The 25,060-nt window shown below is 41.6% G+C and carries 21 protein-coding genes and 1 tRNA gene; 11 read left to right on the top strand and 11 right to left on the bottom strand.

Features of this window, described 5'->3' with window-relative positions:
* Positions 1-3: 3 nt before the first annotated feature.
* Both AB3N61_RS11105 and AB3N61_RS11100 read right to left on the bottom strand, forming a co-directional pair.
* Positions 4-849: a prepilin peptidase gene (locus AB3N61_RS11105; RefSeq protein ID WP_367897596.1), complete on the bottom strand. Its 846-nt coding sequence runs from the start codon at positions 847-849 to the stop codon at positions 4-6.
* A 9-nt stretch (positions 850-858) separates the two neighbouring features.
* On the bottom strand, positions 859-1,974 hold the full coding sequence (locus AB3N61_RS11100; RefSeq protein ID WP_367897595.1) for a pyridoxal phosphate-dependent aminotransferase: 1,116 nt from the start codon (positions 1,972-1,974) through the stop codon (positions 859-861).
* Between the two features lie 368 nt (positions 1,975-2,342).
* Here AB3N61_RS11100 and AB3N61_RS11095 point away from each other — a divergent pair, with 368 nt between their 5' ends.
* The 7 genes from AB3N61_RS11095 (at position 2,343) to AB3N61_RS11065 (ending at position 9,988) form a co-directional block, all read left to right on the top strand.
* Positions 2,343-5,372, top strand: a complete 3,030-nt coding sequence (locus AB3N61_RS11095; protein WP_367897594.1) for an AAA family ATPase — start codon at positions 2,343-2,345, stop codon at positions 5,370-5,372.
* A 34-nt stretch (positions 5,373-5,406) separates the two neighbouring features.
* Positions 5,407-5,889 carry an SsrA-binding protein gene (smpB, locus tag AB3N61_RS11090; protein WP_020770603.1) on the top strand — a complete coding sequence of 161 codons (483 nt, stop codon included), beginning with the start codon at positions 5,407-5,409 and terminating at the stop codon, positions 5,887-5,889.
* Positions 5,890-7,266 (top strand): ribosome biogenesis GTPase Der, encoded by a 1,377-nt coding sequence (der, locus tag AB3N61_RS11085; protein ID WP_367897593.1) that lies wholly within the window; start codon positions 5,890-5,892, stop codon positions 7,264-7,266. It begins immediately after the preceding gene.
* Positions 7,263-7,898: a glycerol-3-phosphate 1-O-acyltransferase PlsY gene (plsY, locus tag AB3N61_RS11080; RefSeq protein ID WP_367897592.1), complete on the top strand. Its 636-nt coding sequence runs from the start codon at positions 7,263-7,265 to the stop codon at positions 7,896-7,898. Before der ends, plsY begins: the two co-directional genes overlap by 4 nt.
* 81 nt (positions 7,899-7,979) lie before the next feature.
* A complete protein-coding gene (locus AB3N61_RS11075; RefSeq protein ID WP_367897591.1) occupies positions 7,980-8,666 on the top strand; it encodes a hypothetical protein in 687 nt (228 codons plus the stop codon).
* Positions 8,667-8,729: 63 nt separating this feature from the next.
* Entirely contained in the window at positions 8,730-8,942 is a 213-nt protein-coding gene (locus AB3N61_RS11070) for a hypothetical protein (protein WP_008592748.1), read from the top strand.
* A 113-nt stretch (positions 8,943-9,055) separates the two neighbouring features.
* Positions 9,056-9,988, top strand: a complete 933-nt coding sequence (locus AB3N61_RS11065; RefSeq protein WP_367897590.1) for a DMT family transporter — start codon at positions 9,056-9,058, stop codon at positions 9,986-9,988.
* Here AB3N61_RS11065 and AB3N61_RS11060 read toward each other — a convergent pair.
* From AB3N61_RS11060 to AB3N61_RS11045, 4 genes are all read right to left on the bottom strand, one after another.
* The gene (locus AB3N61_RS11060; RefSeq protein WP_036090349.1) at positions 9,985-10,206 is read right to left on the bottom strand and encodes a hypothetical protein; all 222 of its coding nucleotides are present in this window, start codon (positions 10,204-10,206) and stop codon (positions 9,985-9,987) included. The two genes, AB3N61_RS11065 and AB3N61_RS11060, sit on opposite strands and share 4 nt — an antisense overlap.
* A 12-nt stretch (positions 10,207-10,218) precedes the next feature.
* Positions 10,219-11,430: an EAL domain-containing protein gene (locus AB3N61_RS11055; RefSeq protein ID WP_367897589.1), complete on the bottom strand. Its 1,212-nt coding sequence runs from the start codon at positions 11,428-11,430 to the stop codon at positions 10,219-10,221.
* Between the two features lie 191 nt (positions 11,431-11,621).
* Positions 11,622-12,863 carry an MFS transporter gene (locus tag AB3N61_RS11050; RefSeq protein WP_367897588.1) on the bottom strand — a complete coding sequence of 414 codons (1,242 nt, stop codon included), beginning with the start codon at positions 12,861-12,863 and terminating at the stop codon, positions 11,622-11,624.
* A gap of 3 nt (positions 12,864-12,866) precedes the next feature.
* Positions 12,867-13,547: a heme oxygenase (biliverdin-producing) gene (locus AB3N61_RS11045; protein ID WP_367897587.1), complete on the bottom strand. Its 681-nt coding sequence runs from the start codon at positions 13,545-13,547 to the stop codon at positions 12,867-12,869.
* 249 nt (positions 13,548-13,796) lie between these two features.
* On the opposite strand from AB3N61_RS11045, the gene AB3N61_RS11040 reads away from it, so the two are divergent.
* On the top strand, positions 13,797-15,125 hold the full coding sequence (locus AB3N61_RS11040; RefSeq protein WP_367897586.1) for a Fic family protein: 1,329 nt from the start codon (positions 13,797-13,799) through the stop codon (positions 15,123-15,125).
* Between the two features lie 8 nt (positions 15,126-15,133).
* Here the strand turns inward: AB3N61_RS11040 and AB3N61_RS11035 are convergent, their stop codons facing one another.
* Positions 15,134-16,186, bottom strand: a complete 1,053-nt coding sequence (locus tag AB3N61_RS11035) for a serine/threonine protein kinase (protein ID WP_367897585.1) — start codon at positions 16,184-16,186, stop codon at positions 15,134-15,136.
* Positions 16,187-16,347: 161 nt separating this feature from the next.
* Complete coding sequence (locus AB3N61_RS11030; RefSeq protein ID WP_367897584.1) at positions 16,348-18,171, bottom strand: motility associated factor glycosyltransferase family protein; 1,824 nt, start codon at positions 18,169-18,171, stop codon at positions 16,348-16,350.
* Between the two features lie 77 nt (positions 18,172-18,248).
* On the opposite strand from AB3N61_RS11030, the gene AB3N61_RS11025 reads away from it, so the two are divergent.
* The 3 genes from AB3N61_RS11025 to thiH are packed head-to-tail and all read left to right on the top strand — an operon-like array spanning position 18,249 to position 22,971.
* Positions 18,249-21,032: a chromosome segregation SMC family protein gene (locus AB3N61_RS11025; protein WP_367897583.1), complete on the top strand. Its 2,784-nt coding sequence runs from the start codon at positions 18,249-18,251 to the stop codon at positions 21,030-21,032.
* Positions 21,033-21,041: 9 nt separating this feature from the next.
* Complete coding sequence (locus tag AB3N61_RS11020) at positions 21,042-21,854, top strand: thiazole synthase (RefSeq protein ID WP_367897582.1); 813 nt, start codon at positions 21,042-21,044, stop codon at positions 21,852-21,854.
* Positions 21,835-22,971, top strand: coding sequence for a 2-iminoacetate synthase ThiH (gene thiH, locus AB3N61_RS11015; RefSeq protein ID WP_367897581.1), 1,137 nt, complete (start codon positions 21,835-21,837; stop codon positions 22,969-22,971). Before AB3N61_RS11020 ends, thiH begins: the two co-directional genes overlap by 20 nt.
* A gap of 82 nt (positions 22,972-23,053) precedes the next feature.
* On the opposite strand, the gene AB3N61_RS11010 is transcribed toward thiH, so the two are convergent.
* The 3 genes from AB3N61_RS11010 to AB3N61_RS11000 all read right to left on the bottom strand — a co-directional run bounded on the left by AB3N61_RS11010 (position 23,054) and on the right by AB3N61_RS11000 (position 24,810).
* Entirely contained in the window at positions 23,054-23,341 is a 288-nt protein-coding gene (locus AB3N61_RS11010) for a Cys-rich protein (protein WP_020770848.1), read from the bottom strand.
* A gap of 23 nt (positions 23,342-23,364) precedes the next feature.
* A tRNA-Met gene (locus tag AB3N61_RS11005) sits at positions 23,365-23,438 on the bottom strand.
* 124 nt (positions 23,439-23,562) lie between these two features.
* Complete coding sequence (locus AB3N61_RS11000; RefSeq protein WP_020770641.1) at positions 23,563-24,810, bottom strand: hypothetical protein; 1,248 nt, start codon at positions 24,808-24,810, stop codon at positions 23,563-23,565.
* Positions 24,811-25,060 lie beyond the last annotated feature (250 nt).

The following is a 25,060-nucleotide window of genomic DNA, read 5'->3' as shown; positions in this document are numbered from 1 at the left end:
CTGCTATAGAATGAGATCCGCCCAGTTGGGAAGTAAACCCGAATTTGAAAACATTCTAGCCAGAAATGTCAATGCTAGTCCGATCGAAAAATATACACCCATCGGGATCGGGACTTGCCTTAAGGTCTCTCCTTTTTTTCTTTTTAGTACCGTTACTATGATCGCAATCCCGTAAGAAGAGTTTAAGAAAAAAATCCACCAAGGATGGGTGCATAAGAATGCGAATGCAGGCGCGAATATTGCGTCCGCAAATCCCATTCCTGTAGGAAAGATAAAATACACTAAAAAGAATACGGCGGAGAAAGAAACATACACGATTAATTCGGTTTTGCCAGGAACAGAATCGAATAGTAGATAATTTGCTAAGGTTCCAAACAGAAGAATGAAGGGCAAATTTTCATAATCTAAGGAAAATTTTTTAAAGTCGGTACTTGCCGCTATGAGCAAATGTCCGCATAAGGCTACGAATGTAAAACTTCCGAGTAATTTTCCGGAAAAGAGAAAAGAAACTACGAATAATAATCCGAATACCGCCTCCGCAAGAGAGTATAGAGGATTGATCGGGGCCTTGCAGTTACTACATTCTTTTTTGGAGATCCAATATCCGAATACCGGAATGATAGCGGCTCCTTTGATCTTTGTCCCGCAAGACTCGCAGGCAGAAGGTTCTATTAGGATCTTTTTAAGTCTAAAAAGTTTGGAGCCGATTTTTCTTTCTTTTCCATAATAAAATCTGAGGATCCTATAAGCCAGGGTAGAATAAAAACTTCCCATAGAAAAGGAGACTAATACGCCTCCTATCCATATAAAGAAGAGTAAACTTGGGAATTCGTTATAGTACTCCGCCAAAATATTCTCTTAAGAAGCCAATTCTTTTAGGGCGGTTATACCTCGTTTCAGATTCTCCCATTCGGAAGCAAAACTGATACGGATATATTCTTTGGAATCTACAAATATATAACCGGGCACGAGGATCAGGCTTTTTTCCTTTACCGCTCGTACGATAAAATCGTCGTCCTTCTCCTTTATTTTTAAGAAGAAGTAGAACGCACCCCCGCTTTTTTTCAGTTGGTAATGGTCTTTTAGATTTTCGTAAACATAATCCCTTTTTTCCTTATAATCGTCGATATAAGGTTGCATTTCCGTTTTGAGCGCCTCAATTCCCATCCATTGGGTGACGGAAGGTGCACAAACCAAAGTGTATTGTTGCAAAGTGGTTAATGTTTTTATAATAGGAGCAGGAGCGACTATGGATGCGAGTCTAAGTCCGGTCATACTATAGGTTTTGGAAAATCCGGAAAGAGTGATCGCTCTTTCATAAAAAGACCCGACGGATAAGAATGATTTATCGTAGTCGAACTTCTCGTAGATCTCGTCGGAGATGAGATAGGCTCCCGTTCTTTCCGCGAGTTCTGCAAGTGCAGCTAGTTGTTTTTTAGTTAAAACTGTTCCGGTCGGATTGGAAGGAGTGGAGAAAATGATGATCTTCAACTTCTTATCCTTGAATGCGTTCAGGTCTTCCGGTTGGAAATCTTCGGAAACGGTATGCATCTTTCCGCCGTAAATTTTGATATAAGCAGGATACATCAAGAAGTGAGGAGTAACGACTAGACACTCATCTCCTTCGTTCAGAAGTGAATTGAATAGTAATAAAAACGCGGAGCTGATCCCGGAAGTGACTAAGATCCGATCGGGACTTGCGTAATCGATCTGATTTTCCTGTTTGTATTTCTGGGAAAGAGCTTCTTTTAGTTCCGGAATTCCTGCCGTTAATGTATAAGCGGTTTTTCCGTCACGTAGAGCTTTGACCCCGGCTTCTATAATATTCGGAGGACAGGGAAAATGAGGTTGTCCGATGGAAAGGTTGATCGGGTCTTTTAATGTCCCGGCAAGTTCGAATGCTTTTCGGATGGCTGAGGAATCCAAACCTTGGATTCTTTGCGCTAGTACGTAATCAAGGGTACTCTGGCTCATATAAATACGCTAATGTAGAAGCCGTTTGATGAACAAACGGAAATTGAGTTTGTGAGTAGAATTTTTTCGCACAGAGGCCACGGAGAACACAGAGAAGAATGAGACACTAAGATACTGGCACACAGAGTCACAGAGCGCACAGAGAATAGGATAAGTTTGGGGGATTGTCGTGGGAACTCCAACATCACTCCTCTCCGCGCCTTTGTGTCTCTGTGTGAACCTAACTCTGAGTCTCTTTCAAACTCCGTGGCCTCTGTGCGAAATTCCTTAGTGGTCTCCGTGTGAATCAGTTGGAGTTCCCAACCAATCGTTCTCAGAAATAACGAAATGAGATTGCCTCGGAATTCCACTTTCCGGATCTTGGGGACATGGATACAATTTCAATCGCCGGCATCAAAGTACCTAAGTCTAAATTAGGAAATAACTCCGGCTCTTTAGGTTCCGATCTGGTGGAAACGGATTCCACGATCCGGAATTTGCAAAACATTCTGTATCCTCTTCTGGAATCTCGTCCTGTGCTTCTTGTTGGAGATGCCGGGGTCGGTAAAAACGCACTTATCTATTATATCAACTTCAAGAGAAATCATCCGACTGCAAGATTCAGCTTTAACGAGGACACTCTTCCCGAAGATCTGATCGGTTCTTATCGTTTGCTATTGGACGGAAAAGGATTCGCTTGGGGAGACGGGCCTTTAACTTCCGCTGTCAGAAGTGGCGCAAGTTTTGTGGCGGATGAGATGAACCTCTGTCCACCTCATATCATCAAACGTTTTTCCACAGTGTACGAATCCAATTATCTGGAACTGATCGAAGGAGACGGATCACGCATTCACGGGGCGGATGGTTTTAATTTTATAGGAACCCAAAATCCTTCGGAAGGATTCGAGGGACGTAAACCGCTTCCTTTCGATATCACCAGATATTATTCCACAGTATTCATAGATCCTCATACTCCCGACGAGATCCTGTTCATTTTGGGAAAATTATATCCGAACATGAACACCGATATTTTGAAATCCTGTATCCGTATTTCCTTGGAGACCGAATCCAAAGTGATCTCCGGTACATTAGGAAAAGGTGATCTAGAAAAATATCACTTCAATATCAGAAATCTAAAAAAACTTTGTAATCGTATCCTGGCTTTAAAGGCGGATCAGCCCGAGCTTAGATTCAGAGAACTTTGGAATTTTTACGTGGAACCTTTCCGCAAGGAAGAAGATAGAAATTCCCAAATAGAACTTCTGCTCAAAGAAACCGGATTAAAATCCAAACCGAATCTTCCGGAGCCTAAGTTCGAAGTGCATAAGAGTTCCTTATTTTGTAACGATAAGGAGATCCATGTTACCAACGAAAAAACCGCAAAAGAAATTCTATCTTCGGTTCCGATGCCTTTAAAGCTAAGAGAGTTTGCGGAGAAGGTCTACTCAGCAGTCCAATTTAAGGAAAATGTTCTGATCGAATATTCCGAAGAACAAGATCCTCAGCTCATTCTACCTTTGTTTACAGAGATCAGCGGCGTTCCTCTAGAAGCGGTACATCTTTGTAAAGGGATCCATACTGCGGATATTATAGGGGCTTTAAAACCGATCGCCGGTTCCCAAGTAGGTTGGGTGGACGGCCCACTTACCAAAGGAATTAGAGAAGGTGGGAATATTCTCATCACCAACCTGGAAGCAGCTGGCGCCGAACTAGTCGAAAAATTGAATATGCTTACGGATGATGCAAGGGCTCTCGTTCTTCCTCCGGAAAGTTCGGAAGAAAAACCCCTTTCTTTGAAGGAGGATTCCCGCATATTCGCGCTGAAATTATTCAGAAAGACCAAGTCTACACCTACCATTTCCAGAGCCTTTCGTAACAGGTTTACTTCCGTTTTGTTTCCAGAATTAGAAGACAATGCGACATTACAAGAGATCCTAAACTTCTATCTTCCTGAAGGAGACCTTGTCTCTAAAATGGCGGAGTTCCATATTAAAATTAAGGATCTTTCCAAAAAGAGAACGATCGGTTCCGCGAATTTGATGCCTTATACATTCGGACTTTCTAATCTTCTGCAATGGAAAGATCATATACTGCGTTATGCGGAAGAGTCTCTTGGAAAAGAGGGCCTGCGCGAGATTGCTTTTAGAGGCGGAAAGATCGCTTACTCTAACCAAGTCTCCGATCCTGGAGAAAGAAAAGAATTGGAGAGAATTTTAGAATTCTCCTTATCAGGGATCGAGATCGTATCGGACTTCTTCCAAACTTTGGAAGATAAGAAAAAAAAAACTCTGACCCCTTCTACGGAAATCGAAAAGAAACGTTGGTGGGATCCGGAACTACATAAAAGAGAGCCTCTAACAGGAAAGGCGGAACTCAAAAACTCCGGAAGGGAATTAAGAGAAGGCCTGGAGATCAATACTCCTGAAACCGGCGGCCAAAGAAAAGAAGGGCCCGACGCTTGGTACGGACAAGAGACCAGAGGGAATATGGGCCAAGGAGAACCTGCAGGCGGAGGCGGAGCCTGGGGGTATCGCACGGAAGAATTATACAAAGCATTCTTAGCAAAACGTAGGATACTTTGGGAATACACCATCCAAACCAGCATCAAAGAATTTAAGGAAGTTTTCGGGCGTAGTTTGGAAGAAGTGGAACTGAACCTGGAAAGACTTTTTGATCCGGCGATAGACATCAATCGGATGTATAGAAGTGAAGGTTCTCGAATCGACACTCGAAAATATATATCCTTTCTCTCCGGAAAAGGAGACTCTAAGGTATTTGATAAGACCACGATCGATAAGGACGAGGAAAAACTAAAAGGTGTAGAAGTGGCCTTTCTCGTTTCCAAGTCGCGTAGGATCTTCAACTTCGAATATTCCGTCGCCACATTATCCGCTATGCTCTCTAGCGCTCATATCCTGGATGAACATGACGTAAACTTCTCCGTAACGGCTTATTCGGATAGAATGAACCGAAAAGACAGGATCGATCTCGTCCAGGTGAAACGAATGGACGAATACTTTGATTCTAAAAAGGAGGAGGAGATGTTCGATTCCCTCCGTTCCGACTGGCAAGGGGACTCGATTGAGGAATACCAGCTCTTAGAACAGATAGAATCCTACTTTTCCCCGGAGGCACAGACGAAAATACTGGTAATGATTTCGGACTTTAGGGGACAAAGGGGTAAAACGGAGATCGAGCAAGAGATCCAATCCCGGGATAATAAACGTCTAAAAGCCGAGATCCTAAAACATTCGAATAAAAATTACGTGTTTTTGGGTGTGGGATTGGGACGCAGATATATTGCAGAGCATTTATTTCCGGATTCCATCCAAATCACTTCCGAAAACTTTTATAATATGCCGAATTTAATCGGAGCAGAACTGGGAAGATTGATCCTCACTCACCATTCTTCCCGATAGCGGTAAGCGCGGGGAATTCCCGCTCCTGGGAACTATGGCAACGAAAAAAGAAAAAGACAATAGCCCTCAACCTCTGGTCAATAAAAAGGCCAAGTTCAACTTCGAATTGATCTCATTCATCGAAGCGGGTATCGTCTTGTCCGGATCCGAAGTCAAAAGTCTCCGAGAAAAAAAAGCAAACCTTACCGATGCGTTTGCAAAAATAAAAAACGGAGAAGTTTACCTAGATGGTTTTTCCATCACTCCATACAAGAACGGAGGATATGCAAATCATCCGGATATCCGTCCTCGCAAACTTCTTTTGAATAGAAAAGAGATAGATAAGTTAGATAAACAGATCAAAGAAAAGGGATTGGTGCTCGTCGCTACTAAAGTTTATTTTAAGGATAACCGTTGGGCCAAGGTGGAGTTAGCATTAGCAAAACCTAAAAAACTCTACGATAAACGGGAAGATATGAAAAAAAGCGACGCAAAACTGGAAATCGCGAGAGCGATGAAGGCCAAGAATTACTCTTAAATGTCCTCTAAAAAAAGAGTTCCGATTATAAGTATCGTAGGACGCCAGAATGTTGGTAAGTCCACTTTATTCAACGCACTTCTGAAAAAGAAATTAGCGATTACCGAGGATTATCCTGGTGTGACGCGTGATGTTCTTCGTGCTCGTGTTTTAAATCCGGAGAAGGGCCTGGACTTCGTCTTATGCGATACACCCGGTTTGGATATAGAAAGGCCTGAAAGTCTGGAAGAAGCGGTTCTCGAAAATGCTTTCCGGCAAGTCGCAGAATCCGATCTGGTAGTTTTTCTTTTGGATCTACACGAGGTTACTTCGTACGATTCCAGACTCATTGATAAATTCAGAAAGGATCCGGAGTTAAATCAGATCCCCGTTTTATATTGTGTAAACAAAGTGGATCATCCGGAAGATGAAGAAGACCTGGATTCTTTTTATAAGATGGGTCTGTCGGAAATCCTCCCGATTTCTGCGATAGGAAGAAGGAACCTTCCTCTTCTATTAGAAAAGATAGCATTCTTACTGCCGACCGCAAAAAGAAAAGTCCAAACCACAGAAGAAGGGGAAATTTCCTCTGGGGCTACTGAAGACTTCAGTCTTGCGATCGTAGGAAAACCGAACGCTGGAAAATCCAGTTTATTAAATGCACTTTGCGGATATGATAGAGCGGTTGTGAGTGAAGTTGCGGGAACAACCAGAGACTCCGTCGATACAACAGTCACGTTCGAAGGCAAAAAGATCCGTATCACGGACACTGCAGGGATCCGCAGAAAATCGGATAAGGCAGAAGCCTTGGAATTTTATTCTTACCAACGGACTAAAAGAACCATCCAGAATTCCGATGTGGTCATTCATCTTTTGGACGCGCTCAAAGGTTTCGGAGAATTCGACAAAAAGATCGTAGGAATGCTCCAAGAAGAAGGGAAACCTTTTTTACTCGCGGTAAATAAATGGGATGCTATCGAAGATAAGGATAACGATTCCTTTAAAAATTACCAAGAACGTTTGTATTCGAGGTTTCCTCTTTTAAAAGAAATTCAGATCATCACTTTAAGCGCTAAGGAAAAACAGCGGATCCATAAGATGATGGAGATGACCATCGATCTGGCATCCCGTTCTAAGAAAAAGATCTCCACCTCGGAACTGAACCAATCACTCAGAGCATGGATGGCGGAAGCCGGTAGGTCTTTCTCCGCGAACAAACCTCCTAAGATGTTGTATTGTACCCAAGTATCCGTTTCTCCGTTTCATTTGATCTTATTTGTGAACCATGTGGATTATTTTAAATCCAATCTATTGACATTCATTAAGAAGAAGCTGACCGAAAAGTATAATTTAAAGGGAATCCCGATCCGTTTGGAATTGAGGTCTGATCGGAAATGAACGAACTGTATCTATTCTTCTTACCTGCGTCTTTTCTTTTAGGTTCCGTTCCTTTTGGGTTTTTAGCCGCAAAGTTGAAAGGAATAGACATCAGACAAAAAGGAAGCGGGAATATAGGTGCCACAAACGTTACCCGTTTGCTAGGTTGGAAAATAGGACTCCCCGTTTTACTTTTAGATATTGCAAAAGGTGCCGTTTTTCCTCTTGCGATACGATTTTTATACGAAGATTCCCAAGAATACCTTTCCCTTTTTTGCGGAGTGGCTGCGGTCCTTGGTCATATGTTTTCTCCTTTTTTAAAATTTAAAGGAGGGAAGGGCGTGGCGACCAGCTTCGGAGTATTTGCAGTGCTTTCTCCCGGTCCGATCCTCATTACGTTGATCGTATTTTTAATTCTAAAAAAGATCTTCGGTTTTGTGTCCATCGGTTCCATAGGGGGAGCGATCACTTTGCCTATTTCCTACTATCTACTTTCTCTTATAGACGGAAAAAGTTATAATACGCCTATCTTTTGGGCGATCGTCTGTATTAGTTTCACGATCTTAGTACTTCATAGGACCAATCTGATCCGTTTGCTCAAAGGACAAGAATTCGCTTCGGACAAAGAAAAATATTCCAAAGACCAAGAATAAACTTTTTCTAAAATTTCCAAAGGCCGGTTTTAAGCTTGAATTCGGAAGCAACCGGATTTAAAAATCTTCCTTAAGGTTTTTATGATTCATAAGGAGATAGACGAAAACCGTACCAGGGAAGAGAAGATCGAGAGTCTCAATAGATTTTTGCAGGCCCATCCCTTGGCAGAGATCCAAGATCTATACAAATGGCTCTATTACGGAGAATTCGGAGAGGTCGCCATCCAGGAATTTTATACCGAAAAAAAGAACGCTCCGGAGCTTCACTCTATGTTAGAAGAGTTAAGATTCGACGGTGATCATAATATTTCTCCAGAAAATGTTTGGGAACCTCTAGGTTTTTCCCAAAGATATCTAATGATATATCTTACACCTTATTACAATATGGAATATCCTTTGATGAGAATCGTAAATCTGATCCAACGATCTTCCGCATTCCAAGGATATCGAATGAGATTCAAATTGGATTGGATCTTACTCAAGGACGAGATTGTCTCCAGAAACGTCGGTTTCACCAAGCAGGACTTTATTAATTTTGAAGACAGGATCCAATTTCATCAATTACCCGAGTTGGACTTCTCGGATACATTCAAACAGAATTATCCGGCTGCTAAAAGGATTATCGCAGCCAAATTATTCTTCGAATATTTTCCTGAATTCATTGGAGAGCCGAAGGGATTCACATTACTCGAGGATGAGGCAGGTTCTTCCATCCCGGAAGAGGAAGACGAGATGGTCTACCCTCGCTGGGAAGGCGAGGCTCTGTAAAAATTTATTTCTTTACAGAACTCCCTAAATAGTCTAAATTTTGTAAAAATAGGATTCGCAGTTATGTTACAAGAAATCAACGCGGCTGGAAGTAATAACCGAGCAGCCCAACAATTCTCCCAATCCGAATTCACCATCCGTAATATGCCGGATCGTCTTCATCCGCTCAGTAACATGGATACAGTTGTTACAGCGCCGAAGAGTCTCGCCAAGGTAGGCGTAAATACCGACGATCAAATTACTCGCAGGGGTTATCTAATCGATCTTAATGCATGATCTTTCAGATACAGACTAAAGTCGAAAGGAAAACCCGGCACTTAGGCCGGGTTTTTTATTATACTCCTCTTCAAGAGGTGAACAAAAAAACTGGTAATGAGGCAGAACTAGGGATGTTCCAAAATCAATCTATAAAATTCTTTATCCTTCTCGTAATCGCCATGGTAAGTTGGGGATTCGCTTGGCCTTCCGCCAAATCGATCGTGGGCACGGAACCTCCTATCGTGATCGTATTCTGGAGATTTTTAGCGACTGCGATCTCTTTGGTCCCGGTCCTGATCCTCAGAAGAGAATCCATTGTCTTACCCGACAAAAAAGGCTTATTACAAGTTGCGATTGGTGCTGTCTTATACACGATATACAATCAATTTTTCCTATTAGGACTTAGTCAGGGATTAGCGGGAGCTGGCGGGGTATTAGTGACCACGATGAATCCCATCTTTACGTATATCTTGGTCCATACTTTCCAAAAAAAACTACCTTCCGGAAAAGAATTCATAGGTTTGTTCATAGGATTAACCGGCGGATTTTTACTCTTAAAAATTTGGGAAGGAGATTGGACGATGTTGTTCCAATCGGGGAATGTTTACTTTTTACTTTGCGCATTCAGTTGGGCCGTTCTAAGCATGAACAGTCATAGTACAGGACAAAGGATGTCTCCGATGGTTTACAGTTTTTACGTGTTCAGCATTGGGACGGTGTTCGATCTATTTCTCGCATTTCCTTATGATCTGAGCGGAGTGATGGATAACGATTGGAACTTCTGGCTCCAACTATTTTATCTTTCCGTAATATCTACAACCTTTGGGACCACAGTGTATTTTTACGCTTCCAGCAGATTGGGATCCAGAACTGCAAGTTCGTTTATCTTCCTTGTACCTGTGACAGCACTTTTGGGGAGTTGGATCTTTTTAGGAGAAGAGCCTAAATTAAGCACCTTACTCGGCGGAGTGTTCGCGATTTCGTCCGTGATCATATTGAATAGGACGCAGGTAAAAAAAGAAGAAGTTTTGGCGATAGAAGAAGAATTGGAAGTTCCGAATTAACCCCAATTACTTTGATAAAAATGTCTACCTTTCGGAGCAACCTGGAAACCTTCCGGGTGCTCTACGATTAGACTTGCTTCTTTCAGATCTTCTAAATGAGGTCGTAATTTCCATTCGGAAAGGGAAGTATTCAATTCCAAATCCCTCATAGTAAGAAATCCTCCTTGGGAAGACGCCCTATAAATATCTTGTAGGATTTGATTTTCAATACCGCTCATGAAAGCCGTTTTTTAATACACACGAGGAGCGGTCACGTCCAAAAATACGTACGCACCTGATTCCACTTCCTTACTGAAAACGATCAGATCTTTTACGGCGTCGCTATCAAAGTAACGCTCACTCATTCCCCAATCATCGGGTTTTCTCATGGAGTCCCTAAGTTGCCTATAAAAATAGGGAAGATAAGACCAGTTTTTACCGATCCCATGACTCGTTTCCCGAAAGGAATCTTGTCCTGTCCTCATATAATAAGGGGATAATTGTGTTCCCTTGGAGTCGGTTATGTAAACTCTATGGATCTCTTTGGAGGATTGGAATACGGTATAAGCGTCAATCAGATATCTATTAGCTATCTTTAATACAGGAAAAGGATTTAAAAGTTCACCTAAAGTCCGTCTGATCTTATTCTCGAAATTCAACTCTTGGCGTAGAGTTTCCATTTTTTTCTGATGGAAAAATTTTACCATCTCTTTGATGGATAGAGACAGTTCTTTGCCGGTGGAAAGCTCCGCGCCGGGTCTCAATAGCAAAAATCCCTGTAGAAATCTTGCTCCTCCTTCTAATGCAAAATACAATTCTTCTTGTGTTTCTAAACCTTCGTATAAAACGGAAGCTCCTAAGGAGAATGCAAGGTCACGGATATGTTCCAAAACTTTTCTCACGGAAGGAGAACGAGAAGAAGCTCTGATCAATCTCAGATCTAATTTTAAAAAGTCCGGGCGAAGAAGTCCCACTCTTTCTATTCCGGATGCTTCTGAACCTAGATCGTCCAATGCGATCTTGAATCCATATGCACGCAAAAGGTCCACTGCTATCCTTAACGAATCCAAGCTTCCTGAAAACTCTTCTTCCGTTACCTCTAAGATGATACGATTCGGCTCTATTCCATATTCTCTTGTTAAACGTAATAATCTAAAAGAATCTATTCTTTCATTCTCCAGTTCCCTATAAAGACGATTGGGAGAAATATTCAGAAATAATTTGGATTGGTAAGGATAAACTTTAAGTATTTCTAAAGCTTTTCTCCAGAGTCCTTCTTCCAGTTCTCCCAGTTCCGAGTCGGATAGGCCTGCCTCTGTTGAAAATAAATAGCCCGCGGAAACAAAACCATCTACTGTTCTTTTACGAGCCAAAACTTCATGGGCGAAAATTCGCCCATCTTCTACGGACAAGATCGGTTGGAAGAATGGGATGATTTCCGTTCTCCTAGCTTGTAAGATCATTATCCGTTATATGAGATGTTTTTATCGCTATAGTAAACTTAAATCTAAAACGAATCTCGTTTTAAAGAGGAAATACGTTAATATAACTAAATTTGTTTGATATTATTAACGCCTGATTATTCAGGAATTGAGATTAACAAAGTCGGTGAACGAAATATATTCTAAAAACTTTATAGATCGTATCGATCGAGTCATCTTTCCTTCTCTAAAATTTTAGATAGCAGGGGAAGAGTGCTTAAAACCAATAAAACTTCTAAACCTCCATACAAGATCCCTGTGAATTCCAGAGCGGAAGTTTTATCGTACAATTGACTAAGTGACTCTTGAGCATAAACGGAAACTATAGGTCCCAAAAGAAATCCCAAGGAACCAAGCCCGGTAAACACAGTCATTACCACTGCATTAAAACCGATGGGGGCGAGTGAAGAAGCAAGTCTCATAGCAGGGACATACATGATCCCGGCACCTATACCGCATGCAATCATAGACAAATACAGTCCGGATGAACTGTTTAAATAGCCAGTGCTCGCTTGAGCGACCCCGTAAATGAAAGAGCCGATCCAAACTAAGGAGATGGAATTCCATCTTCTGGAAATAAGTGCCGCAGGAAGTGACAACACACTCATTAACAGAAACATTACTCCGAAAAGCCCGCCGACCTGACCTGGGGAAAATCCCAGATCTTCTCTGAGATGTAAATTTAAGGAGCTTAAAAAATAACCAACAGTAAATCGATCCACAAAATGGAAAGCGATCGGAACGAGTAATAAAGGAGAAAGAACTAGTGCAGTTTTAGTCTTTTGCCACCCTTCCCATTCTAATTTTTTTAGGTTACCTTCTTCCAAGAAGAAGAAGGATAAAATTCCCAAAACCAAAAGAATAAACCCGCCTACAAAAAACGGTAGGAGAGGATCTTTATTCCCTAAAAATCCGAGAGATTGGCCGACACCTCCTCCTAATGTAAGAAGTGTTCCGCCTAATCCGAATAAGATTCCTTTATTATAAAAACTAGATGTTTGGTCTTTTTCTCTGTCCGAAATACAGGTGAGAAGTAGGCCGATCACAAAAATGTGAGCCCCTCCTTCCAAAAATCTCAAAACAAATAGAGATGAGATATTCGGCATAAACGGGAGGAGGGCTAACAAAAACGCATCCAATATAGCAAAAGTCCCGATTAATTTTTTTCTCGTTCCTAATTTATCCGATAGCCACCCTGCCAAAGGTGAGAATAAGAAAGAACCAAGCATGGCGGAACTTTGGAACCAGGCTACTCCGTATCCGGTTCCACCCAATCTATCTTTTATAATCTCTTTATATACCGGCACGATCATCGTAACCGGAAGCATAGTTAAAAAGATGAAGGATAATGTGATCCAGGGAAAAGAATCCACCTCCAAGGAGGAGGATTCTTTTTTGGCAGATACTTTTAACAAAAATCAGTGCCTCGCAGGACTCGCTAAAACTTCTTCGAATTTATCTTTGCCTATTGAGGAGATCAAGGTTTCTTCCAACTCGTCGAAAATTTTTCCGTTCAATTTGAAAACTTCGTTCGCCTCTTGCACGATCTTTTGTTTTTCGGAATCGGACAAAGGAAGAGAATCTAATGTGTTTCTATATTTATCCTTAAAATCTTTCGGACTAGAAATCTCGGGAAACTCGTAAAAATCCAGACCGGATGTTCCTTCGATCCCTAAAGCTTTAGCTGCCACTCTTTTTAGGATCTGACCGCCGGAAAGATCTCCCAAATAACGAACATAACTATGAGCCACTAATAATTCAGGGGAAGTATTTGCAGTTTCTCTAATATGTTTTACGTAAGCTTCCGTTGCAGGAGTCGCCTTTGGAGAATGTCCCGGTTGGAAAAAATGTGATAGGTCCTTTTCGATCATCGCCTTTCTATATAATTCCGGGAATCTGATCTTTCCTACGATTGGATGGTCTTTTTTGTTTTCCAGCTCTTCTTCCATTGCTGCATACACGAAATAAAAAGATTCCAAATGTTTTGCGTAACTTTTGGGCTCCAAGACTCCTTTCATGAAGCAGCGAATGAATGCGTTATTTTCCGCGATGGTATGAGATTCGGAGGTTCCGTCTCTTAATGCTTGGGCTAGGCTCATGGGGTTTCTCCTGACAATACTGTGACAAATCTCTAATTTTAGACTTGAGAGTCAATCTCAAAAAATTGGATTTTGGCAGAATCTCGTGGGTTGGGGATTTTGTAGGCACTTCGACAGGGAAAAAGGGTCCGGGATGAATTAGATAAGCTTACATTTGCGGCTAATTCAGGTTTGGAAGCTGCACTTCATTATTAAATTCATTGCTACTAGTTCACAAATGACGAATCTATAAATATGTCGATCTCTGAAATGATCCAACAAATCGATGATCTAAAATCAAAAATTGATGCACTTCGACCAATTCCGGACGATACCATGGATCGAATTATGAGAAAGTTCCGGTTAGATTGGAACTTTCATTCTAATAACATTGAAGGAAACTCTCTTACTTTCGGAGAAACGAAGGCATTCTTGCTCCACGGTCTTACTGCGGCCGGAAAACCTTTAAAGGATCATCTGGATATCAAAGGACACAATGAAGCAATTCATGAATTGGAAGATTTTATTAAAGAGAATAAACCTTTAACTCAATTTATTATTCGTTCCTTTCATAAATTATTATTGGTAGAACCATACGAAACGGAAGCAATTGATCAAAACGGAAAAAAGATACTTAAAAAGTTCCAGCCGGGAAAATATAAGGAATTTCCCAACCATGTAAAAACAATAACAGGCGAAACTTTAACTTTCACTGATCCTTTAAAGGTCGAAGAAGAGATGCAGGCACTTCTGATTTGGCATGAAAAAGAAATGAAAGAAAGAATGCTCCATCCGCTTGTCTTTGCAGCCACTTTTCATCACGCTTTTATTAAAATACATCCTTTCGATGATGGTAACGGCAGACTTGCGCGTATTCTAATGAACTTAATTTTAATAAAGAATGAATATCCTCCTGTAATTATTAAGACGGAAGATAAGGAAAATTATCTTAGAGCTTTGCAAATTGCTGATGGAGGGGAAATTAATACTTTTGTAGAATACGTCGGACAGCAGTTGATTCGTTCTTTGGAAATTATGTTGAAAGGAGTTAAAGGAGAAAATATAGAAGAACCGGGTGATTTAGATAAAGAAATACAGCTTGTGCTGAAACAAATTGAAATCTCAAAAAAGGATATAGTGAAAGCTAAGAAGGATGCGCTGAATCTGAATTACACATTTAGAAATAGTTTATTTCCTCTAATGAAAAAACTTGAAATAATTACTTATAAATTTAAGGAATTCTATCACGAAATCGAAAATGAGTCAATTATAACCTTGAATTCTGGCCATCAAATAACCTTTCAGGATTTTGTAGATTTTGAGTATTGGGTAGACCACAGCGAACAAGAATTAGATATGCTGAGATCCGTTATTATTTTGGGAAGGCTTAAGGGATTTAAACATTCTTCAGAAACAGGGAACGATTATAGCTTCGCATTAAATATTAGATTTAATGATTTTAATTATGAAATCCAAACGGGGACAGCGGGAATAAAAGAAATTGGTTTATATGACCAAATTATTCCAACTGAGAAAATCGAGAAAATTTGTAATTATGTAGGAAGGGAAATCTTAATTTTTATTAAGAATATTCAGTGATTAACCTCCTAATCCTCCATATCCCAAAAAAAGTCCTTATTCGTAAGTTCGGACTCTTCCGTTTTACCAAAAGAGTTCCTGCCATCCGACTCGGAAGATACAGGAAGATCCGAACCCAATCTTTCCAGATCCTGGGTTTCTTTTTCCCAATATTCTTCGGTCCCGAAATGAGGAAACGCATTCGGGAAAGAAGGATCTTCCCAGCGTTTTGCGATCCATGCAGAATAATGGATATAGCGTAAACCTCGTAATGGTTCCACGAGATCGAACCAAGAATGGCGAAATTCCCGAAACTCGCGGTAGCCTTCTAAAAAGATCTCTCTTTCGTATTCGGAAGAGGAGTCGCCGAAAGGAAGAAGCATCCAAAAATCCTGTACTGCCGGCCCGGTCACAAAATCGTCGAAGTCTATAAAGCATAGTCCGTCGGATGTCTGTATTAAATTTCCTTTATGGCAATCTCCGTGGATCCGATGGAACGGCATATCTTTGGAAGCTTCTGAGAAGGAGTGAAATATCCTGCTGGCCGCTATTTCGTATCTTTTCCATAGATGAGCGGGCAGGAACTCCTTCTCTTTTAAAAACCGCAATGGCTCCTCGCCGAAATTTTTCAGATTGTATTGTATCCTATGTTTTGCCTGTTTAGAGGCGCCAATATTGTGTATTCTGGCGAGTAGTCTTCCTATTTGGACTAAATTGTTTTTGTCCAGCTCTTCTACCAGTCTTCCTTTTTGTAGAGGCCAGATCGTATAATAAATTCCCTTCGTTTCTCGGACTGTGACTCCGTTTTCCAAAGTCAGGGGAGCGACTACAGGTATTTCTCCTTCCTCCAACTCCTTTAGAAAAGAATGTTCTTCTAATATTTGATCCAGAGTCCAACGTCCCGGACGATAAAATTTTACTACAAGCCTTCCGCCTTCTTCCAAGCCTACATCGTAGACTCTGTTCTCTAAGCTGTTTAAGGCAAGGCAGTGTCCTGAAACGGAAAAACCCGCATCTTCTACCGCCGACAAAACGGAGTCTATATCCAGTCGATTGTAGAATTCTTTCCCAGGGGTTTCCATCTCCACTAGTATTTAAGAAGGGAAGAGGATTCATAGGATTTTTTGGGGATATAAGAAGGCGAGTTCGGACGGAGAGAACCGAGGTCATGGAGGAATTAAAAGGTATACGGTTTTTTTATCTGCAAATACTTCCTATACTCCGTGTTCTCTGTGCGAGAAAACTAGCTTCCAGCTATAAGTTTTCTGCGGAGCATAGTGAACTCTTTGAGTATTGCGCCCAAGAAAAGTTCTTTTTTGCGGGCTTCGTCCAGTTTATCTTTATGGCGGAGAATATATACTTCCGTTTTTCGGATAAGATATCTGAGATCTTCCCATTTTCCTAATGTGTTTCGAAAAAGAGAAAGTAGATCTGCATAAACTTCTTCTTTTTTTTCCGATTTGGAGAATTCGTTTTTGATCCTATCGATTGTTTCTAATAATTCTTTTTTGAAATCCGTAGGAGATCCCACCAAGGTTTCGTTAATCAATTCCGGTTTCCAGGCAGGGAATTCTTTCCAAAAGTATTTGTGATTTTGGAATCCGCTTAGGATCCGGGTGGCTTCTTCCGGTCCTATATTTTGTGCATTTTCTATTTTGGCGCCTTGTGTGTTTACATTATATACCGGAAAGTCCAAGGACTTACAAGATTCTTCGAACCAATGTCTGTACAAGTCCAAAACATAATCCGTCAATACTTCTCCTCCAGTGACGGAAGGGACGTATCTTGTATCTCTTTTTCGGACCACTGCTTCATTGATTTTTTCTAAACTTGTTCTTCTGGAAAGTAAAGTAAGCCATTTTTCGTTATGGTGAGTTCCTGTGGAATGGATCTCTCTGCCGGAATAGGCCAGATCTTGGCCGACCAAAAAGCAGGGTTTACATCCAAGGCTTCTGAGTAGATCGAATGCGGTCGTGGCGACACTTCCTCCGGATTGGATGTCTCCGATCGGACCAAGCAGTGATTCCGCACTGGAACTTCCTGCGGTCGCTTCTCTTTTTAATTCTCCGGAAGCATCTACCAGATATTTTGCGGTAATACTATGGACTATGGATTTAAATTTCAAATTTCTTAATATAGGAGGGGAACTAACCAGGTCCGCGAATAACGGGATTGAGGACGTATCCTCTCCTAAAAAATGGAATACGGAATGCGTTTGTGCGTCCAATGTCATTACTCCGTCAGGTACGATTCCATATTTGAGAAGAACTTTGAGAGACGTATCGCAGGACATTACAAAAACCTTATCTCTAATAGTTTTAATCCATTCACATTGTCTGCGCAGGTTCGGTCCTGCGGATACGAGTAGGGAAGGTGTTCCGTTAAATTTTTCTTTTAAAAACTCGATTTTTGTCCTTGGGCTCGGCGGCGACAGAAAGTTTGCCGTGTTTACGAGAGAATTTCTCACCCAAATCCTTTCGAATTCGAATTTGGTGAGTAGGTCACTCATCTTAGAAGATAAAATTTTTCGAAGTCTTATATCCGTTTCCGCATAGAACATTTCTTCCAACGAAACGCTTGCTGCGTTTCGTAGTATCCTGATGCCGGAAACTCTTTCCACCGGAAGGGACTCCAGATAATTCCAAAGAAGAGAGAGTGAATTTTCTCCCAAGAACAAATGTTTTCCCGGGACTTCCATCACCGGTTCCAGCCATTCTTCCCAAAGTGGAAAGAGTAGGTCTTTGTCCTTGTCTATGAGTAATAAAATTTGGCCGGGTTCTAATTTGGATTCTACTTCTCGGATCAAATGAGGATTTCCGAGCCCTAAAATTGCTACGAGATCGGTGGATTGAATGGAAACGGAATCCACTTGGCGTTTTGCTTGGGTAAGGGGAGAAACTGAACTTGCCAAGGCCCTCCCTTTTTTGGAGAGGAAGAACTCGTTTTGGTTTTTGGCAGCCTCTAGTCGGAACTCCAACGGCTCGGTTGGAGGATTTTGGAAATACAGGCTGAGATAGGGCTTTTTCCCGAATATTTCTCTTGTTTTTTCCGGGAGATCGTGAGACATAATACTCCTAAGCATTCCAGAGTCCGCCCGATTCTGGTCACTTGCAATCAATTTCCCAAAGAAACACAAAAATACATATGTATCTTAAAAGCCTGAATATTGTTGGATTCAAGACCTTTGCGGACGAGACGGAAGTCCTTCTCGATCCGGGATTTACCGCAGTTGTAGGACCTAACGGTTCCGGAAAATCGAATATAGTCGACGCTTTAAAATGGGTCTTCGGCGAAAAATCCGCCAAGGGTCTTCGAGGTGATAAGATGGATGATGTCATCTTTCACGGTTCCGAAGCTCGTAAGCCTGCGGGTTTTGCGGAAGTCAGCGTTGTCTTCGATAATTCTTCCAAACTGATCAAGATGGATTATCCAACCATCAAATTGACCCGCAGATTATACGCGGATGGAAATAACGAATATCTAATAAACGATTCTCGCGTCCAACGTAAGGAAATCGAAAAGATCCTCCTCGATACAGGGATCGGAAAATCCAGCTATTCCATTATGGAACAAGGGAAAGTGGATCGTATCCTTCATTCCAAACCGGAAGAGAGAAGGCTGATCTTCGAAGAAGCTGCAGGTATTTCCAGATTCAAGATGGAAAGACAAGAGGCTCTCAAAAAACTTTCGGACACCAACCAAAACCTTCTTCGTATCCAAGACATTATGAATACGATGAAAAAGGAAATGGAAGTTAAGGAAAAACAAGCGGAGAAGGCCGAAGAATATTTCCGACTCAAGCAAGAGTTGGACGAAACGGACAAGATCATCCGTTATATCAAGTTTTCCACTCTTACGAGAAAATTTGAAACCTCCGAGAATGAGTTGAAAGAGATCAAAGAAAAGAACAGAGTTCTTTTGGAAATGATCTCTTCCGAAACCGGAAGGATCGAAGAGTTGGACCATCAAAAGTCCGACTTGGAGAAGAAGGTCGCTGAGATCGATAAAAAACTTTTGGATCATCTCACCCAAACCCAGATCCAAAAAGACAAGGTAGAGAGTAATAAAGGGATTATCCTAGATTATTCCGATCGTATATCCGACATTAGAGAATCCTTAACTAAGGAAGAATCCGCTCAGAGTCTTCTGCAGATCGAAAAAGAAAAGCTGGAAAAAGAAGCGATCGATCTGGAAGGAGAAAGTAAATCCTTAGAGCTTGGCATCGAGGACCTTCGTAAGAATAAAACGGAGATAGAATCCAAGATAGAGGCGGAAAATACTTCCATCCAAGAAAAGGAAACAAAGATCCAGTCCAATGACAAACGACATGTGGAACTGAGAGAAAGACTAAAAGAAGTCATTTTTGATCTCATCTCCCAATTGGAATCCCGTAAAAAAGAAGCCCAATCCACGGAAGCGGAAAGAAATCGTCTGAAGGAACTCCTACTCGGAGAAGCAGACAGGATCCATTCCGTAGAAGCGGAATTAAAATCCGCATTGGATTCGTATAGCGGAGAAGAAACTAAAAACAAGATCTCCTACCTAGCCGGGAAACTGGAAACGGAAAAGTTCAGATCTCAATTGGGAGAATATTTCTCCTTGGAAGACAGCATCCGCAGTTTATTATTCGATAGAGACGGATTTTTATCCCAAAAAGAAGGTTTAGACCAAGAGATCGAAGATCTGATCTTAGAGAACGAAAATCTGACCAGGTCTATCAAAGAATCCGGACTTGCCATTGAATCTTTACGAGAGGAAGCTGAGAATATCCGTGAAAAGATCGTTTATTTAGAAAAAAGGATCTTAGAATTAAATTCCGAGAGGAATGCTAAATTAGAATCCGGCAAATCTCTTTCCGAAAGGATAGAAGAGACCCAAAAGAGGATCTTGGCAGCACAAGAGTCCATTAAAACTTTAGGCTTTAAAAAAACGGAATTCGAAAAAGAAGTGATCGAACTGGAACAACAGATCGAGAACAGATACAATGAATTTTTAGAAATGAGCCGAGCTTTGGATTCCGAAAAAGAAGCGCTCAGGAATATCGTAAAAGAGATCCAAGGTTTAAAAAACGAGATCCAGAAAAACCAGGAAGATTATAAGAACTTATTCCCGATCTTGACCGAAAAGGAAAAGGCGGTCTCGGTTTATAAGGTCCAACTCGAATCCTTCTCCGAAGAATTGTACAACGATTATTCCATCTCCGAACAGGAACTTGCCGACGAGTTCAAAGACAAAAAACCTGAAAAGGGAGAGAGCGAGACCAAGCTCAAACGTTTAAAATCCGATATCCAGATGTTGGGTTCCATTAACCCTCTTTCTATCGAAGAATATCGAAATGTAAAAGAGATCTACGAACACCATCGTACTCAAAAAGAAGATATCGAAAGATCCAAAAACGATATCACGGAGATCCTGAAAAACATCAACGAAGAGTCCGAAAAACTTTTCAGAGAAACATTCGAAAGGATCAAAGAAAATTTCCAGGAAACATTCTCCACTTTGTTTAATGGGGGAAGAGCGATGCTCGAACTCGTGGACGGAGAAGACAGCTTAAATGCCGGCATCGAGATTATGGCGGAACCTCCCGGTAAACATGTCCAGAACCTTAGGCTTTTATCGGGTGGAGAAAAATCCTTAACAGCGATCGCGTTGTTATTCGCGATTTATATGGTAAAACCTTCTCCATTTTGTTTCTTGGATGAGATCGATGCAGCACTCGACGAGGCGAATAAACTTCGATTCTGCCAGATCTTGGACAAGTTCAAGGACAAGTCCCAGTTTGTGGTGATCACTCACGCTCAGTCTACGATCCACAGGGCAAATTCCATTTTCGGGGTCACAAACGAAGAGCCTGGAATTTCCAAAATTATCAGCTTGAGACTGGACGAAGCCAGAGATTTTGCTGGAAGAGCGACAGAAGCAGTATAATCTGGAATTGTGGCGGAATCAGACGATCTAATCATCGCAGGCAGAAGGTTCAAATCCAGGCTGTTTTTGGGTACCGGCAAATTCTCTTCCGGTACCGCTTTGGAACAAGCGATCCATTCTTCCGGAACGGAAGTAGTGACTGTCGCTCTTCGTAGAGTGGACCTGTCTTCGCCCCAAGACGATATTCTGACTAAGATCGATCGGGAAAAAATATTACTTTTACCGAATACGAGCGGCGCCCGGGATGCGGAGGAAGCGGTCCGTCTTGCAAGACTTTCCAGAGAATTAGGCGGGGGTAATTGGGTAAAACTAGAGGTGACCCCCGATCCGGTTTACCTTCTTCCGGATCCGATCGAAACACTCAAGGCCGCCCAGATCCTGGTAAAGGAGGGATTTCATGTCCTACCTTATATCAACGCTGATCCGATCCTTTGTAAACATTTGGAAGAAGCAGGATGTGCCACAGTGATGCCTCTCGGTTCTCCGATTGGGACTAACCAAGGCATTCGCACCCTGGCAAATTTAGAAATTATTATAGAACAATCCAATATACCGGTAGTGGTCGATGCAGGGCTCGGCCTTCCTTCCCATGCCGCCCAAGCAATGGAGTTGGGAGCGGATGCGGTTTTAGTAAATACGGCGATCGCGATCGCAAAAGGTCCTGCCAAAACAGCGTACGCTTTCAAACTTGCAACGGAAGCGGGTAGGATTTCCAGATTATACTCCAATTCCGGAACTTCCCGATCCCAAAAAGCATCGGCTTCCAGTCCTCTCACAGGATTTTTAGAAGAAGAATCTAGAAATGTACACGGAGTTATTTGACAAGATCTCCTTCTCGGAAGCGAAGGAAAGAGTATTATCTAAATCTAATATAGATATAGAGTCCGCACTCCATACCTCATCTTCCGGGAAAGCGCTCAATTTCGAAGAATATCTTTCTTTATTGCATCCGACTGCCGATCTTTATTTGGAAGAAATGGCCCAGCTTTCTCTAAGCTTGACCAAAAAAAGATTCGGCAATACGATCTCTCTCTATATGCCGATGTATCTTTCCAACGAATGTAGGTCCTCCTGTGTTTATTGCGGATTCAGTTTTGAGAATAAGATCCCCAGAAAAACATTAAACGAGTCGGAGATCCGGGCCGAGTCGGAAGTTCTTTATTTCAAAGGGATCAGGCATGTTCTGATATTAACCGGAGAAGATTACTCTATTACAAATTTAGAATATTTAAAATCCGCGGTGAGGGTCTTAAAAGCATATTTCGATTCCATCTCCATAGAAATTTACCCTATGGACCGGGAAAAATACGAGGTATTGATCGGGGAAGGAGTGGAAGGTCTGGTAGTCTACCAAGAGACCTATGATCCGGAGGTCTATTCCAAATATCATCTGCGTGGGATGAAAAAGAATATGAGATACAGACTAGAGGCTCCGGATAGAGGTGGGCTTGCCGGCTTTCGACGTATCGGAGTAGGAGCGCTTCTCGGACTTTCTGATCCATACGGAGAAATGTTCCGTCTTGCTGAACATGCACATTATCTTTCTAAAAAATATTGGAGAACTACGATCCAAGTTTCCCTTCCTCGGATGAGACCGGCGGAAGGTGAGTTCGATAAAACGATCTCTGTATCCGATAGAGAGTATGTTCGATTTTTATTCGCGCTCCGTCTTTTTTTACCGGACAGTGGACTTGTACAATCCACCAGAGAATCCGTTCGGATGCGAAACCATTTGGCTGGAATGCCGATCACTCATATGTCCGTGGAATCTAGAACGGATCCCGGAGGTTATTCCGGCGGAGAAGAATTAAAACAATTCGAGATAGAAGATTCTAGAAAGATCCAAGAATTTACGGAGATGTTAAAGAAGAAGGGACTGGACCCGGTCTTTAAGGATTTCGATCGGGCATTTTTTCAAGTACCCGATCGGATTGGCTAAGAGTCTACTGTTACGTCCCGGCTCTTTATACCCGGGATCATAGACGTATCAAGAACTTAAGTTTTGGTGCAAACGATAAGGATTATTTTTTTCCTTTATAACTTTCCATCAAGCAGGAGTTGAAGGCTGTACATTGACCTGCATGTGTTTCATAACAAGAAGTAACCGCTGTATAATTTTTGCGGCAGGTATTTAAACATCCGGCTCCGACTTTTTGTTTATCTGCAGCGCTAAGTTTTTTTTGCCCTTCTACACAGTTTGTATAAAAATCACAGATCTGATTGCATGCTTGGCTTTGAGCGGAAACGGAGGAGAATCCGGTGAAAACCGTGGCTAGCAATATTACGGTCGCAAGAATTGTTTTTTTCATGGGTGTGTTTTCTCCAAAGGACCTAGCGACGCAGGGATTCGAACCCCGGACCTGCGGATTATGATTCCGTTGCTCTAACCAGCTGAGCTACGTCGCCGTTATTCCTAGGAAATACCTCTGAGAGGTATTTACCGGTCATTTTTTTTGAATTACCGGCCTTGTCAAAGATTTCTCTCCGGGAGATCCGAAACCTTTCCTAGGATAATCTGGCCTTATATTCTTTAATCAGACCTTTGCCCAAGAAGATTGTTCCAGCTTTCGGGCGTTTTTCCATTCCCATTTTGTTCAAAAGTTGGTAAATTTTTTCTTTCTAATAGAAGATTTTCCAGACGAGACTGTAATGTTTTTCCTAAATTTTCCCATTCAGATTTGAGTTCATCCGGGAAGGAAAGTTTAGAATGGGATTCCATTTGGGTGAGAAGGTCAGGGATCAGCTTTTCTTCCAGCTCCTTCTTTCTAAGTTGGAAATGTTCGGATACGCGAATTTGAGAATGTGAATATTCTTCTTCCAATCTTGTAAGAAGGAATCTGTCGGATCGGCCGGAATATTTATCCAATAAACGGACGACTCTTTCCTCGAAGATCGCTTCCATTCCGACTTCCGTTTTCGGATGGGATTCTTTTTCGGTCCATTCTTCCAATTTACGCAATGTATCTTTAGTTTGCGGCCTTTCTTCGATCCACCGAGAAACTAATTCTTCATAGGCTTCCGTAAGAATACATACGAGGATCAAAAGTTGTAGTCCGAAGGAAAAATAGAACTTTGGTTTGAAAACAAATCCTTTCTCCGACTCTATCTTTCCCAATGCGGATAGAAGGGAGAAAAATTTGGAGTCCGCTCTTTTATATATGAACTTTTGGATCGCTATTTCTAATTCGGAAGAGCTTTGGGAATTTAATTCGTATTCGTGGATTTCTCTGATATCCGTTAAAGAACCTATAAAAAACGCCTTTGCTAAGGAAAAGGAGAAAGAGTATCTTTTTCCATTCTCTCTTCTTCCCCATAATTTTCTTTCGAGTAATAGAGAATCGGAATGTTTCTCTTCTTCTTTCCATACGATCTCAGGGATACAATGGATCTCTTGTCCAAAAATTTTGTTTAAGTGTTCTTGGCATTTTTCTAATTTTCCTAAAACACAAAAGTAAGAGTCCGTTAGGCTCTTTTCATCCGAGATCCAAAAGCAGAGTTTTTTCCCGAATAATACGGGTGGGAGTAAATAGGAGAAGGAAACTGGATCAGGAATGTCCACCTGTGTTCGGACAGGATAGGAGGGAAGGCTGGAGAGAAGTTTTGAAGAAGGGACCCAGTCTGCTAAGGGAACTAGAAGGTATTCTTCGGCTCCGTTCTCCTTTGCCCATGCCAATACGGATTGAAAATATTCTTTAGAGTTCGGAAATTCCGTTTCGGCATATATTTGACCTGAAAAAGAAAGTTCGGATGGATTAGGCCATTTGGCAAGGGTCTGCATGGTTTCTCCCATGATTATATTTTGAGCGTAGTGTACCAAACTAACGCAAGGGACAGGTCGAATAGAAGCAGAACTTTCGTTCTGAAAAATCTATCGAATCCATTCAATCGGAGTTTTTTACTGATTGCCTCAGGTTCAAGGATTTTTAGCCTGAGCATGGACTGCTTTTCCAGGGGCTCCTTCTTTTTTTACACAGAGGGAAGATACTTGCAAGATGGGTATTAGGATTTGGCACATCTCTTGCATGAGC

The sequence above is a fragment of the Leptospira sp. WS58.C1 genome (assembly GCF_040833995.1).
Lineage (GTDB): Bacteria > Spirochaetota > Leptospiria > Leptospirales > Leptospiraceae > Leptospira_B > Leptospira_B cinconiae.
The sequence above is the reverse complement of the archived record's forward strand: the minus strand, read 5'-3'. Positions and strand labels throughout refer to the sequence as shown.

Excerpts from the sequence above, each read along its gene's own strand:
- AB3N61_RS11100 (WP_367897595.1), bottom strand. The coding sequence starts at position 1,974 with ATGAGCCAGAGTACCCTTGATTACGTACTAGCGCAAAGAATCCAAGGT.
- AB3N61_RS11095 (WP_367897594.1), top strand. The coding sequence starts at position 2,343 with ATGGATACAATTTCAATCGCCGGCATCAAAGTACCTAAGTCTAAATTA.
- smpB (WP_020770603.1), top strand. The coding sequence starts at position 5,407 with ATGGCAACGAAAAAAGAAAAAGACAATAGCCCTCAACCTCTGGTCAAT.
- der (WP_367897593.1), top strand. The coding sequence starts at position 5,890 with ATGTCCTCTAAAAAAAGAGTTCCGATTATAAGTATCGTAGGACGCCAG.
- plsY (WP_367897592.1), top strand. The coding sequence starts at position 7,263 with ATGAACGAACTGTATCTATTCTTCTTACCTGCGTCTTTTCTTTTAGGT.
- AB3N61_RS11075 (WP_367897591.1), top strand. The coding sequence starts at position 7,980 with ATGATTCATAAGGAGATAGACGAAAACCGTACCAGGGAAGAGAAGATC.
- AB3N61_RS11070 (WP_008592748.1), top strand. The coding sequence starts at position 8,730 with ATGTTACAAGAAATCAACGCGGCTGGAAGTAATAACCGAGCAGCCCAA.
- AB3N61_RS11065 (WP_367897590.1), top strand. The coding sequence starts at position 9,056 with ATGTTCCAAAATCAATCTATAAAATTCTTTATCCTTCTCGTAATCGCC.
- AB3N61_RS11060 (WP_036090349.1), bottom strand. The coding sequence starts at position 10,206 with ATGAGCGGTATTGAAAATCAAATCCTACAAGATATTTATAGGGCGTCT.
- AB3N61_RS11055 (WP_367897589.1), bottom strand. The coding sequence starts at position 11,430 with ATGATCTTACAAGCTAGGAGAACGGAAATCATCCCATTCTTCCAACCG.
- AB3N61_RS11045 (WP_367897587.1), bottom strand. The coding sequence starts at position 13,547 with ATGAGCCTAGCCCAAGCATTAAGAGACGGAACCTCCGAATCTCATACC.
- AB3N61_RS11040 (WP_367897586.1), top strand. The coding sequence starts at position 13,797 with ATGATCCAACAAATCGATGATCTAAAATCAAAAATTGATGCACTTCGA.
- AB3N61_RS11035 (WP_367897585.1), bottom strand. The coding sequence starts at position 16,186 with ATGGAAACCCCTGGGAAAGAATTCTACAATCGACTGGATATAGACTCC.
- AB3N61_RS11030 (WP_367897584.1), bottom strand. The coding sequence starts at position 18,171 with ATGTCTCACGATCTCCCGGAAAAAACAAGAGAAATATTCGGGAAAAAG.
- AB3N61_RS11025 (WP_367897583.1), top strand. The coding sequence starts at position 18,249 with ATGTATCTTAAAAGCCTGAATATTGTTGGATTCAAGACCTTTGCGGAC.
- thiH (WP_367897581.1), top strand. The coding sequence starts at position 21,835 with ATGTACACGGAGTTATTTGACAAGATCTCCTTCTCGGAAGCGAAGGAA.
- AB3N61_RS11010 (WP_020770848.1), bottom strand. The coding sequence starts at position 23,341 with ATGAAAAAAACAATTCTTGCGACCGTAATATTGCTAGCCACGGTTTTC.
- AB3N61_RS11000 (WP_020770641.1), bottom strand. The coding sequence starts at position 24,810 with ATGCAGACCCTTGCCAAATGGCCTAATCCATCCGAACTTTCTTTTTCA.